10 protein-coding genes are annotated in these 12,541 nt (G+C 71.3%); 5 read left to right on the top strand and 5 right to left on the bottom strand.

From position 1 onward, the window contains the following. Window positions 1–79: 79 nt before the first annotated feature. The 4 genes from EAO76_RS06985 to EAO76_RS06970 all read right to left on the bottom strand — a co-directional run bounded on the left by EAO76_RS06985 (window position 80) and on the right by EAO76_RS06970 (window position 3,877). Window positions 80–898 carry a DsbA family protein gene (locus EAO76_RS06985; RefSeq protein ID WP_148834373.1) on the bottom strand — a complete coding sequence of 273 codons (819 nt, stop codon included), beginning with the start codon at window positions 896–898 and terminating at the stop codon, window positions 80–82. 49 nt (window positions 899–947) lie between these two features. Then, window positions 948–1,667 (bottom strand): hypothetical protein, encoded by a 720-nt coding sequence (locus tag EAO76_RS06980; protein WP_148834371.1) that lies wholly within the window; start codon window positions 1,665–1,667, stop codon window positions 948–950. A gap of 281 nt (window positions 1,668–1,948) precedes the next feature. Beyond that, window positions 1,949–2,374 (bottom strand): hypothetical protein, encoded by a 426-nt coding sequence (locus tag EAO76_RS06975; protein WP_148834369.1) that lies wholly within the window; start codon window positions 2,372–2,374, stop codon window positions 1,949–1,951. 177 nt (window positions 2,375–2,551) lie between these two features. Next, window positions 2,552–3,877 carry a DUF2252 domain-containing protein gene (locus EAO76_RS06970; protein WP_148834367.1) on the bottom strand — a complete coding sequence of 442 codons (1,326 nt, stop codon included), beginning with the start codon at window positions 3,875–3,877 and terminating at the stop codon, window positions 2,552–2,554. Between the two features lie 180 nt (window positions 3,878–4,057). Here EAO76_RS06970 and dnaE point away from each other — a divergent pair, with 180 nt between their 5' ends. After that, window positions 4,058–7,597, top strand: a complete 3,540-nt coding sequence (gene dnaE, locus EAO76_RS06965; protein WP_148834365.1) for a DNA polymerase III subunit alpha — start codon at window positions 4,058–4,060, stop codon at window positions 7,595–7,597. A gap of 124 nt (window positions 7,598–7,721) precedes the next feature. On the opposite strand, the gene EAO76_RS06960 is transcribed toward dnaE, so the two are convergent. Next, window positions 7,722–7,901 (bottom strand): hypothetical protein, encoded by a 180-nt coding sequence (locus EAO76_RS06960; RefSeq protein WP_148834363.1) that lies wholly within the window; start codon window positions 7,899–7,901, stop codon window positions 7,722–7,724. 227 nt (window positions 7,902–8,128) lie between these two features. Here EAO76_RS06960 and EAO76_RS06955 point away from each other — a divergent pair, with 227 nt between their 5' ends. The 4 genes from EAO76_RS06955 to EAO76_RS06940 all read left to right on the top strand — a co-directional run. Further along, window positions 8,129–9,409, top strand: coding sequence for an NYN domain-containing protein (locus EAO76_RS06955; protein WP_148834361.1), 1,281 nt, complete (start codon window positions 8,129–8,131; stop codon window positions 9,407–9,409). Between the two features lie 274 nt (window positions 9,410–9,683). Continuing rightward, window positions 9,684–10,658: an ABC transporter ATP-binding protein gene (locus EAO76_RS06950; RefSeq protein ID WP_187438539.1), complete on the top strand. Its 975-nt coding sequence runs from the start codon at window positions 9,684–9,686 to the stop codon at window positions 10,656–10,658. 67 nt (window positions 10,659–10,725) lie between these two features. Continuing rightward, entirely contained in the window at window positions 10,726–11,601 is an 876-nt protein-coding gene (locus tag EAO76_RS06945; protein ID WP_376039836.1) for an ABC transporter permease, read from the top strand. 34 nt (window positions 11,602–11,635) lie between these two features. After that, window positions 11,636–12,541, top strand: a 906-nt coding sequence (locus EAO76_RS06940) for a hypothetical protein (RefSeq protein WP_399461611.1), incomplete at its 3' end; no start/stop codon positions are given.

Here is a 12,541-nt window from a genome sequence, read left to right as displayed (position 1 = left end):
CGGGTAAAGCCAACGGGCGGGCGAACAAAGGAAGTTCGCCCGCCCGTCGAGGATCTGTTGTCGGAGCGTCGCCGTCCGGTCAGCCCTTCAGCGCGGCCGTGATCGCGGCGTTGAAGGCCTCCAGCGTCATCGGGGCGTTCTCGCTCTGGCCGTCGGTGAGCTTCTTGCCGTCCATCTTCAGCGTCGGGGTGCCCTTCACGCCGCTGTCCTCGAACGTCTCGGACATCTTCATCGCCCAGCTGTCGAACGTGCCGTCCTCGACGTTCTTCTTGAAGTCGGCGTTGCCCTTCAGCGCGTCCACCGACTCGGCGATCTCGATCAGGTAGGAGTCCTTCTTGAACTTGTCGTCGCTCTCCTCCGGGTGGTACTTCGCGGAGTAGAGCGCGGCCTTGTAGTCGAGGAAGGCGTCCGTGCTGACGTCGAGCGCCGCGCCGAGCGCGCTCAGCGCGTTCTTCGAACCCTCGCCGCCGCCGGAGACGTCGTCGATGAACGTGGCACCGATGTACTTGATCTTGTACTTGCCGGCGTCGACGTCCTTGTGCACCGTCTCGCCGATGGCCTGCTCGAAGGTGGCGCAGACCGGGCAGCGCGAGTCCTCGTACAGTTCCAGGGTCTTCTTGGCACTCGACTTGCCGATGACGACGGTGGTGCCGTTCTCGCCCGAGGTGTTCTTGGGCGCGGTCACGTTCTTCGCGTCCTTGGCCGCCTCCCAGTGGGACGGCTTGTTCAGCTGCATGACGCCCCAGCCGACGCCGCCCGCGATCGCGAGGACGGCCACGATCGAGACGCCGACGACGACCTGCCGGCGGACCTTGTCCTTCTTGGCCTGCCGCTCGCGCTCGGCGCGCAGACGCTCGCGGGCCGCCGCCTTGTTGGCCTGGCTGTTGCGCTTGCTCATGATTCTTCTCTCCATGGGTGTGGTGGTACGTCGGTGGGGATTCGCGTGCTCAGACGATGACGGCCGAGCGGGGCGGTCCCCTCCGTCCCACGGAGTGCACGAGCAGGCGGGTGCGGACGAGCGGGCGCGGGTCGTGTCCGGCGGGCCGCACCCGCCTGCTCGTGCAGCGACGGACCGTACCGGCCACGGCGACCGCGATCAGCAGCGGCCGGAACGCCAGGGCGGCGGCCGCGCCCAGCAGGGCGACCAGCGCCGCCTCGCCGCGCCGGAGCCAGGCCGCGGCGAACAGGCCGACCGTCACATGGGCGGCCAGCAGCAGCCACGGCACCGCCGGGCCCGGGGAGGCCAGCAGCGAGGCCGCCGTGTGCCCGGCATCGGTCACCGAGGCGAACGGGGCGCCGGCGTCACCGGCCCCCGCCACACCGGTGCCGACCTCGCCGCCCCCGCACAGCACGTCGACGCCGACCGAGCGCAGCGGACCGGCGATCGGGCCGCCCGCCGCCCCGTAGCAGAGGTGCTGACCGGTGGTGAAGACGGTGTCGGCGGCCAGCTCCAGCGGGACCAGCAGCCCGGCGATCGCGCCGAAACCGCGCTCCCGGCCGGCCAGCGCGTACGCCACGGCGAAGACCCCGGCGGCCAGCAGACCGACCACGGTCAGCGGCAGCGGGACTTGGGAGAGCAGCACGTGGGACGCGACGGAGAGCGTCACGACGAGCGCCGTGAAGAGCGCCGCGCGCACGACCCTGAGTTGCGTCCCGGATATGTCCATCGCTCAGGAGTGTGCCATGCCAACCTGTGCGCTGGGCGAAACAGGTCCCGGACCGTTCGCATCGGGAGCGGCGCCGCCCCGTTCACCGGCCCGTACCGGTGGTGCCGAACACCGCGCATTCCGCCGCACGGCGACGTCGTCCGCGCACCCCCGGTACGCGGACGACGCCCATTTCCACGGTGTACCGACGGCCCGGTGCGCCGGGGCCCTCTTCAGCGGCCCCGTCCGGTCACGGCCCCGTCAGTACGCGGAGGGGCGACGGATCGTCCCTCCGTGAACCGTCAGCCGCAGGGCGGGGTGGCTGCCGGGGTCTCGAATGTTCCCTGACCCTGCACCTTGATCAGCCCCACGTACTTCTTGCCGCAGGGGTAGCTCATGTTCCAGGTGGCAACGGCCCGCTCACCGGTGCTGATGGTCTTCAACGGGCTCCAGGACGTGCTGGACACGCGGTACCCGAGGTTTGCCTTGATGGTCGAGCCGCCCTTCTTGGTGTAGATGATCTCGATGCGAGAAGGGCTCGTGTTGAGGGAGATGCAGAGCTGCCCGTTGCTCAGGCTGGTGCACTTGACCCTGTCGCTGCTCGCGACCGAGACGTCCGACGAGGCCCGCACGGACGTGTCGCGCTCGGCCGCGTTGGCGGGCGCGGCGAGAAGAGAGGCGCCGGCAGCTATGCAGGCGGCAGCCGCCAGAGTGACTCGACGGTTCACAGGGTTCCTCCTTGATGAGCTGGTCAAGATCAACACCGGCGACAGTACAAGGGGGAAAGCGGGGGACCAAGGACTTTTTCGCGGAGCGGGTGGGAGAGGGGAACGGCCGGCCGCCGGTGGTTGCCGCACGGGCGGCCGGGCTTCGGCAGACCCCCCGCCGCCCGGGCGGATGCCCGGCTACAGCCCCGGGATGCGGCCGTTGCGGAAGAGGTCCACGAAGATCTGGTGGTCGGCGCGGGCACGGGCGCCGTAGTCGTGGGCGAAGTCCACCAGCAGGCCGGCGAAGCCCTCCTCGTCCGCCGCGATCGCCGCGTCGATCGCCCGCTCGGTGGAGAACGGCACCAGCGAGTGGCCGCTCTCGTCGTCCGCCGCGGCGTGCATCGTCGCCGTCGCCCGGCCGAGGTCGGCGACGACCGCCGCGATCTCCGCCGGCTCGTCGATGTCGGACCAGTCGAGGTCGACCGCGTACGGGGACACCTCGGCGACCAGCTGCCCCGCCCCGTCCAGCTCCGTCCAGCCGAGCCACGGATCGGCGTGTGCCTGCAGGGCGCGCTGGGAGATCACGGTGCGGTGGCCCTCGTGCCGGAAGTAGTCGCGCACCGCCGCGTCGGTGACGTGCCGGGAGACCGCGGGCGTCTGCGCCTGCTTGAGGTAGATCACCACGTCGTTCTCCAGGGCGTCGCTGTTGCCCTCCAGCAGGATGTTGTACGAGGGGAGCCCGGCCGAACCGATGCCGATGCCCCGACGGCCGACGACGTCCTTCACCCGGTACGAGTCGGGGCGGGCCAGGCTCGACTCCGGCAGCGTCTCCAGGTAGCCGTCGAAGGCGGCCAGCACCTTGTAGCGCGTCGCCGCGTCGAGGTCGATCGAGCCGCCGCCCGGGGAGAACCTGCGCTCGAAGTCCCGGATCTCCGTCATCGACTCCAGCAGCCCGAACCGGGTCAGCGACCGGGCCTGGCGCAGCGCGGCCAGCAGCGGGCCCCCGGCCGTGTCCAGCGTGAAGGGCGGCAGCTCGTCGGTCTTCGCGCCCGTCGCCAGCGCGTGGATCCGCTCGCGGTAGGCCGCGGCGTAGACCCGGACCAGCTCGGTGATCTGGTCGTCGCCCAGCGCCTTCGCGTACCCGATCAGCGCGACGGAGGCGGCGAACCGCTTGAGGTCCCAGGTGAACGGGCCGACGTACGCCTCGTCGAAGTCGTTCACGTTGAAGATCAGCCGGCCGTTGGCGTCCATGTACGTGCCGAAGTTCTCCGCGTGCAGATCGCCGTGGATCCACACCCGGCCGGTCCGCTCGTCCAGGTACGGGCCGCCGTGCCGCTCCTGCTCCAGATCGCTGTAGAACAGGCACGCCGTGCCCCGGTAGAAGGCGAAGGCCGAGCCCGCCATCTTGCGGAACTTGACCCGGAAGGCGGCCGGGTCGGCGGCCAGCAGCTCCCCGAACGCGGTGTCGAAGACCTCCAGGATCCGCTCGCCGCGCCGCTCCGCGCCGGTCTTCGCTTCCGACATCTCCGGGTGCCTCCTGATACCTGATGTGCATGACGGCCGTGCCTGACAAATGGGACAGGCTTCCCGGTCCCTACAACGCGCGACCGTACCCGGGAGTGCCCGCCGTCCGTCATCGCGAAGACGTAGACTTCCACGCTGTCCCCCCAGCCCGCCAAAGCCGTTTCCCGGAGGCACAGCGCCGTGACCAAGCCGCCCTTTACGCACCTCCACGTCCACACCCAGTACTCGCTGCTGGACGGTGCCGCGCGGCTCAAGGACATGTTCAATGCCTGCAATGAAATGGGCATGTCGCACATCGCGATGACGGACCACGGCAACCTGCACGGCGCCTACGACTTCTTCCACTCGGCGAAGAAGGCGGGCGTCACGCCGATCATCGGCATCGAGGCGTACGTCGCCCCGGAGTCGCGCAAGCACAAGCGGAAGATCCAGTGGGGCCAGCCGCACCAGAAGCGCGACGACGTGTCGGGTTCGGGCGGTTACACCCACAAGACGATCTGGGCGGCGAACTCGACGGGCCTGCACAACCTCTTCAAGCTGTCCTCGGACGCCTACGCCGAGGGCTGGCTGCAGAAGTGGCCGCGCATGGACAAGGAGACCATCTCCCAGTGGTCCGAGGGCCTGATCGCCTCCACCGGCTGCCCCTCGGGCGAGGTGCAGACCCGGCTGCGGCTCGGCCAGTTCGACGAGGCGGTCCAGGCCGCCTCCGACTACAAGGACATCTTCGGCGAGGGCCGGTACTTCCTGGAGCTGATGGACCACGGCATCGACATCGAGCACCGGGTCCGCGACGGGCTCCTGGAGATCGGCAAGAAGCTCGGCATCCCGCCGCTGGTGACCAACGACTCGCACTACACCTACGCGAACGAGGCCGCCGCGCACGACGCGCTGCTCTGCATCCAGACCGGCAAGAACCTCTCCGACCCGGACCGCTTCCGCTTCGACGGCACCGGCTACTACCTCAAGACGACCGACGAGATGTACGCCGTCGACTCCTCCGACGCCTGGCAGGAGGGGTGCCGCAACACGCTGCTGGTCGCCGAGCAGATCGACACCTCCGGCATGTTCGAGAAGCGCGACCTGATGCCGAAGTTCGAGATCCCCGAGGGCTACACGGAGATCACCTGGTTCCAGGAGGAGGTCCGGGTCGGCATGAACCGCCGCTTCCCGGGCGGCGTCCCCGAGGACCGGCAGAAGCAGGCCGAGTACGAGATGGACGTCATCATCCAGATGGGGTTCCCGGGCTACTTCCTCGTGGTCGCCGACTTCATCATGTGGGCCAAGAACAACGGCATCGCGGTCGGCCCCGGCCGCGGCTCCGCGGCCGGCTCGATCGTGGCGTACGCCATGGGCATCACCGACCTCGACCCGATCGAGCACGGGCTGATCTTCGAGCGGTTCCTCAACCCCGAGCGCGTCTCCATGCCCGACGTCGACATCGACTTCGACGAGCGTCGGCGCGTCGAGGTGATCAGGTACGTGACGGAGAAGTACGGCGCCGACAAGGTCGCCATGATCGGCACGTACGGCAAGATCAAGGCGAAGAACGCCATCAAGGACTCCGCCCGCGTCCTCGGCTACCCGTACGCGATGGGCGACCGGCTCACCAAGGCCATGCCCGCCGACGTCCTCGGCAAGGGCATCGACCTCGACGGCATCACCAACCCCAAGCACCCGCGCTACAGCGAGGCGGGCGAGATCCGGGGGATGTACGAGAACGAGCCGGACGTCAAGAAGGTCATCGACACCGCCAAGGGCGTCGAGGGACTGGTCCGGCAGATGGGCGTGCACGCCGCCGGCGTCATCATGTCCAGCGAACCGATCGTCGACCACGCCCCGGTCTGGGTCCGGCACACCGACGGCGTCACCATCACGCAGTGGGACTACCCGCAGTGCGAGTCGCTCGGCCTGCTGAAGATGGACTTCCTCGGCCTGCGCAACCTCACGATCATGGACGACGCCGTGAAGATGGTGGAGTCCAACAAGGGCGTCAAGCTGGACCTGCTGGCCCTCCCGCTGGACGACCCGAAGACGTACGAGATGCTCTGCCGCGGTGACACGCTCGGCGTGTTCCAGTTCGACGGCGGCCCGATGCGCTCCCTGCTGCGCCAGATGCAGCCCGACAACTTCGAGGACATCTCCGCCGTCTCGGCCCTCTACCGGCCGGGCCCGATGGGCATGAACTCGCACACGAACTACGCCGAGCGCAAGAACGGCCGCCAGGAGATCACCCCGATCCACCCGGAGCTGGAGGAGCCGCTCAAGGAGACGCTCGGCCTCACCTACGGCCTGATCGTCTACCAGGAGCAGGTGCAGAAGGCCGCCCAGATCGTCGCCGGGTACTCGCTCGGCGAGGCCGACATCCTGCGCCGCGTGATGGGCAAGAAGAAGCCCGAGGAGCTGGAGAAGAACTTCGTCCTCTTCCAGGCCGGCGCCAAGAAGAAGGGCTTCTCCGACGAGGCGATCCAGGCGCTGTGGGACGTGCTGGTCCCGTTCGCCGGATACGCGTTCAACAAGGCGCACTCCTCCGCGTACGGCCTGGTCACCTACTGGACCGCGTACCTCAAGGCGAACTACCCCGCCGAGTACATGGCGGCGCTGCTGACCTCGGTCAAGGACGACAAGGACAAGTCGGCCGTCTACCTCAACGAGTGCCGCCGCATGGGCATCAAGGTGCTGCCGCCCAATGTGAACGAGTCCCTGTCGAACTTCGCCGCCCAGGGCGACGACGTGATCCTCTTCGGGCTCACCGCCGTGCGCAACGTGGGCCAGAACGTCGTCGACTCGATCATCCGGTGCCGCAAGTCGAAGGGGAAGTACAGCAGCTTCCCCGACTTCCTGGACAAGGTCGAGGCGGTCGTCTGCAACAAGCGCACCGTCGAGTCGCTGATCAAGGCCGGCGCCTTCGACGAGATGGGCCACACCCGCAAGGGCCTGGTCGCCCACCACGAACCGATGATCGACAACGTGGTGCAGGTCAAGCGCAAGGAGGCCGAGGGGCAGTTCGACCTCTTCGGCGGCATGGGCGAGGAGGAGAGCGACGAGCCGGGCTTCGGGCTCGACGTGGAGTTCTCCGACATCGAGTGGGAGAAGTCCTACCTGCTGGCCCAGGAGCGCGAGATGCTCGGCCTGTACGTCTCCGACCACCCGCTGTTCGGGCTGGAGCACGTGCTGTCCGACAAGGCCGACGCCTCGATCTCCCAGCTGACCGGCGGTGAGCACTCCGACGGCGCCGTCGTCACCGTGGGCGGCATCATCTCCGGCCTCCAGCGCAAGATGACCAAGCAGGGCAACGCCTGGGCCATCGCCACCGTCGAGGACCTCGCCGGCTCCATCGAGTGCATGTTCTTCCCGGCCACCTACCAGCTGGTCTCCACCCAGCTCGTCGAGGACACCGTCGTCTTCGTCAAGGGACGGCTCGACAAGCGGGAGGACGTGCCCCGGCTGGTCGCCATGGAGATGCAGGTCCCGGACCTCTCCTCGGCGGGGACCAACGCGCCCGTGGTCCTGACCATCACCACGGTCAAGATCACCCCGCCCATGGTCAGCCGGCTCGGCGAGGTGCTCAACAACCACCGGGGCAACACCGAGGTGCGGATCAGGCTCCAGGGCCCCCGCAAGACCACGGTGCTCCGGCTCGACCGGCACCGGGTGCAGCCCGACCCGGCGCTCTTCGGTGACCTGAAGGTGCTGCTCGGCCCGTCCTGCCTGGCCGGCTGAGAGCCTGTCGGGTGGCCTCCGGGGCCACCCGCCGTCACCACGCGCGACAGAGGGGCGCCCCCGCGAGAGCGGGAGCGCCCCTGTCGGCCTGTCCGGCCCGGAACCGGGCCGGGAAGGGGCCGGGTCAGTTGTGACCGAAGCGCCGCTGGTGCTTACGAGCAACATCGGCAGGGCTGCCCTGGGCCTGGGACTGCGACTGTATCTGCGATTCGTACGTGGTCTCCCGGGCCTGCTCCGCGCTGCGGTCCGGACCGGTGGCGCGGTTCTGCTGGCTGCTCTGCTTGCGGTTCTTGTTCTTGGCCATGGTGGTGTTCCTCCTGTGGGGAATCTCGGGGCCAGGACCGCGTTCAGATTCACATGTCGGGACAAACCATGCATGTTGGATCATTACCGTGCGTAGTGGCGGCAAGTCCCGCAAGGTTTTCCGGATCCGCCACGCCGATGATCGAGTTCCGGCCGTCAACCCCCGCGCGGTCGGGCAGACTCGAAGGAAACCCCGGGCAAGGACCGCACCCGAACTTCTGGAAGAGGGTGGAACGCGTGGACCGTTGCGTCGTCCTGGTGGACGCCGGCTATCTGCTGGGCGCAGCCGCGAGCCTGTTGGCCGGAGAGCCCGCCCGTTCCCGCATCACCGTCGACCACGCCGCCCTCATCCGGGGCCTGCGGGAGCGGGCCGAGGAGGACACGCAGCAGCCGCTGCTGCGGATCTACTGGTTCGACGGCGCCCCCGACCGCGTACCGCAGCCCGAACACCGCAGACTGCGCGTGATGCCCCGGGTGACGGTCCGGCTGGGCGCCCTCACCCGCAGCGACGGGCGCTGGGCGCAGAAGGGCGTCGACGCCGCGATGCACGCCGAGCTCACCGAGCTCGCCAGGAACCGGGCCTGCTCCGACGTGGTGCTGGTGACCGGGGACGGCGACCTGCTGCCCGGCCTGATGTCCGCCAAGGAACACGGCGTCGCCGTCCACCTGTGGGCCGTCCAGGCCGCCGACGGCGACTACAACCAGTCCGAGGACCTGGTGGCCGAGGCCGACGAACGAAGGGTGCTCGACCGGGCCTGGATCACCCAGGCCGTACGGGCCAGGGACACCGGCGTCTGCGCCCCACCGCCCGCGCCCCGCCCGGAGATCGCCGCGATCCTCTCCGCGCCGCTGCCCGAGGCGGCGCTGGCCGCCTCCGCCGAGCGGGCGTCGGAGGCCCGCGCGCAGGAGCCCGGCCCCGCCGTCCCGCCGCCCGGGGAGAGCCCCGCCGCCGACCGGCCCGCGGCCGGGGGCCGGTCCGTCCCCACTCCCAAGGACCTGGCGGGCAGCCTGCGCGGCCCCGCCGCCCAGCCCGACCGGCACGCCGCCGCGACCCCGCCCGCCGGGGCGACCCTGCGCTGGTCGTCCGACCGGGGCTGGGTGGAGCGCGGCGGACCGCTGGGCGAGCCCGCCGAGACGGCCTCCCTGCCCACCCTGGCCCAGCTCACCAGCGCCGAACAGCGCTGGGCGGACCGCGAGGAGGACATCACCACCGTCGGCGGCGACCCCTTCGAGGTGGGCCAGGTCTTCGCCCGGCGCTGGATGGAACGGCTGCCCGAGACCGTCCACCTCCAGAAGCTGTCCACCATGTACCCGCGGATCCCGCACCGCATCGACGGCGAACTGCTGCGCTACGCGGCCCGGTTCGGCCTGCTCGCCCACAAGGACGACCAGATCGACGAGCACGACCGCTACGCGATCCGGGCGGGGTTCTGGCGGGAGGTCGACGTACGGGCCGCGGCGGAGCACGTCCCGGCGGCGGCGGAGCGGACGGGCCCGTCCGGCGGCTGACGGGCCGTACGGCGCGCGTCCCCGGCGGCGGTGCCGACGCCGTGCCGCCGAGCGGCCGGCCCCGGCGGTGGCCGGTCCGGACGGTGACGCGCGGAGCCGTACGGATGTGCGACGGGGTGATGGTGCCGGGCGGCCCCGGGCGGGACGTCCGGCCGCCGAACACCGCGCCGAGGCCCGACCGGCACGGCCCCGGGCACGATCCGGGGCGTCCGACCCCGTACCCTCGTACCTCGTGAGTACGGGCACAGCACAGGCGCAGACGGCGACCGGGACCGTGTGCGCGGTGCGTGATCTGGTCAAGACCTATCCCGCAGCCCGCGGCCGCCGGGGGACACCCGCCACACCCGAGGTGCGCGCCACCGACGGGATCAGCCTGGACGTGCGGCGCGGCGAGATCTTCGGACTGCTCGGCCCCAACGGCGCCGGCAAATCCACCCTGGTGAGACAGCTCACCGGGCTGATGCGCCCGGACTCCGGCAGCGTGGACGTGCTGGGCCACGACCTCGTGCGCCACCCCGAACGGGCCGCCCGGCTGATCGGCTACCTCGGGCAGGAGTCCACCGCGCTCGACGAGCTGACCGTGTCGCTCGCCGCCGAGACCACCGGAAGACTGCGCGGCCTCACGGCCGCGGACGCCCGGGCCGAGCGCGATGCCGTGCTCGACGAACTCGGCCTCGCCGAGATCGCGGGGCGCGCCCTGAAGAAGCTCTCCGGCGGACAGCGGCGACTCGCCTGCTTCGCCGCCGCGCTGGTCGGCGAACGGCCGGTGCTCGTGCTGGACGAGCCGACGACCGGCATGGACCCCGTCGCCCGGCGCGCGGTCTGGGCGGCGGTGGACCGGCGCCGGGCCGAGCGCGGCACGACGGTGCTGCTCGTCACCCACAACGTCATCGAGGCCGAGACGGTCCTCGACCGGGTCGCCGTGATCGAACGCGGCCGGGTCATCGCCTGCGACACCCCGGCCGGGCTCAAGGAACGCGTCGCGGGCGAGGTGCGGGTCGAACTGGTGTGGCGGGAACGCGCCCCCCTGGACGTGCCCGAAGTGGCCGCGCTGCGCGCCTCGGCCCAGGAGTCCGGGCGGCGCTGGGTGATGCGGCTCGGCCCCGACGAGGCACGGGCGGCGGTCGCCGCGGTGACCGGTGGGGCGGCCTTCGCCGCACTCGACGACTTCACGCTGGCGACGCCCAGCCTGGAGGACGTCTACCTCGCGCTCGGCGGGGCCGCGACCGAGGAGCTGGTGAAGTCATGACCGGGGCGGGCGGGGCGACCGGGTGCGCGTGCACGGCCGGGCGGGGAACGAACAGGAGCAGCGCCAGGTGACGAGCATCGTTCCCGACCACGCGGTGGGGTCCGTCCCGCCGGGTACGGACGGGCGGACCGCCGGTGACGGCCGGACCGGCACGGCCGGAGGCGGGCGCGGCGACGAGGGGGCGGTGCCCGCGCCGCTCGCCCCGAGGGCCCGGGTGTTCCCCTCGCTCGCGGCCGTCTACCGCGCCCAGCTGTCCCGGGCCCGGGTCGCCCGGATCCCGCTGCTCTTCGTCGCGACGTTCCAGTCCATCGGGATCATGGTGCTGATGCGAGGGGTCGTCGACGGCGGCTCGGAGGCCCGCGCCGTCGTCGCCGGGTCCAGCGTCCTCGTCGTGGCCTTCGTCGCGCTCAACCTTCTTGCCCAGTACTTCGGGCAGCTGCGGGCCGGCGGCGGGCTCGACCACTACGCCACGCTGCCGGTGCCGCCCGCCGCCGTGGTGCTCGGCGCGGCCGGGGCGTACGCCTCCTTCACCGTGCCCGGCACCGTCGTCACGGCCGTGACGGGCAGTGTGATGTTCGGGCTGCCGCTGACCCACCTGTGGGTGCTCGCCGCCGTCATCCCGCTGTCCGGGGCGGCGCTCTCCGGGCTGGGCGCGGCACTGGGGCTGCTCGCGCCCCGGCAGGAGTTGGCCACCCTGCTCGGTCAGCTGGGCATGTCGGCGGCGCTGCTGCTCGGCGTGCTCCCGGCGGACCGGCTGCCCGCCCCGATCGGCTGGGCCCGGGACCTGCTGCCCTCGACCTACGGGGTCGAGGCGCTCTCCCGGTCCTTCGACGCCCGTCCCGACTGGACGGCCGTCGCGCTGGACCTCGGCGTCTGCGCCGCCGTCGGCGTCCTCGCGCTGGCCGCGGCGACCTGGGCGTACCGCAGGGCAGCGGTCCGGTGAGGCGCGGTCCGGGCACGCCTGGCACGATGGGGCGGTGACCGCACCTCTGACGCCGCCTCACCAGCCCTCGTCCAACGATCCCTGGCAGACCCCGCCCAACCGGGGCGGCGGGCCGGGGCACCCCGGTGGCTTCGGTGGTCCCGGTGGTCCCGGTGGTTTCGGAGGGGCCGACGGTCACCACGGGAGCCTGCTGGAACCCGGGGAGAAGGACGTCGGGGCGGACCTGCGCAGGGCTGCGGTCGTCGCCGCGCTCGTCACCGTCTCGGGCGTCGTGCTCGGACTCCTCTGGCTGTGGCTGGCGCCCCGGGTCCCGCTGATCTCCGACGACACCGCCGTCTTCCTGAGCAACAGCGAGGGCGAGGAGGCGATCGGCGCCGACGGCACGTTCGCAGTGCTGGCGCTGGCCTGCGGGGTCGTCTCCGGGGCACTGGTCTTCTTCTTCCGGAGGAGCGGCGGCATCGCCCTCGTCATCGGGCTCGCGCTGGGCGGACTGCTCGGCTCGCTGCTGGCCTGGCGGCTCGGGGTGTGGCTCGGGCCGGACCAGGACGTGGTCGCGCACGCGCGGGCGGTCGGCAAGGGCGTGGTCTTCGACGCGCCGCTCCAGCTCCGGGCGAAGGGCACGCTGCTGGCGTGGCCGCTGGCGGCGATGGCGGTGCACCTCGCACTGACCGCGGCGTTCGCCCCGCGCGACCCGGAGCCGTGGGGGATGTACGGGGGCAGCTTCGGGCCCCTGCCCTCCGGCGGGCCGGTTCCTCCCGGTGGGCCTCCGCCCGATCGATCTCCGCACATGGCACCTCCCGCCCCAGGGCCGCCGCGATGGCCTCCACCTGCTGCCGGGCCGTCACCCGCTCCGGGCCGGTCAGCTCATACGTCCGCCCCTGGTGACCGGGCTCGGTCAAAGCCACTTGCGCCACCGCTGCGATGTCCGCAGGGTGAATCG

It is taken from the genome of Streptomyces sp. sk2.1, assembly GCF_008120935.1.
Taxonomy (GTDB): Bacteria; Actinomycetota; Actinomycetes; order Streptomycetales; family Streptomycetaceae; genus Streptomyces.
This window is presented reverse-complemented; position numbering and strand designations above follow the sequence as displayed.

What these genes read in the sequence shown, in the direction of transcription:
- EAO76_RS06960 (WP_148834363.1), bottom strand. Translation starts at nt 7,901, where the DNA reads ATGGCCAAGAACAAGAACCGCAAGCAGAGCAGCCAGCAGAACCGCGCC.
- EAO76_RS06985 (WP_148834373.1), bottom strand. Translation starts at nt 898, where the DNA reads ATGAGCAAGCGCAACAGCCAGGCCAACAAGGCGGCGGCCCGCGAGCGT.
- EAO76_RS06980 (WP_148834371.1), bottom strand. Translation starts at nt 1,667, where the DNA reads ATGGACATATCCGGGACGCAACTCAGGGTCGTGCGCGCGGCGCTCTTC.
- EAO76_RS06970 (WP_148834367.1), bottom strand. Translation starts at nt 3,877, where the DNA reads ATGTCGGAAGCGAAGACCGGCGCGGAGCGGCGCGGCGAGCGGATCCTG.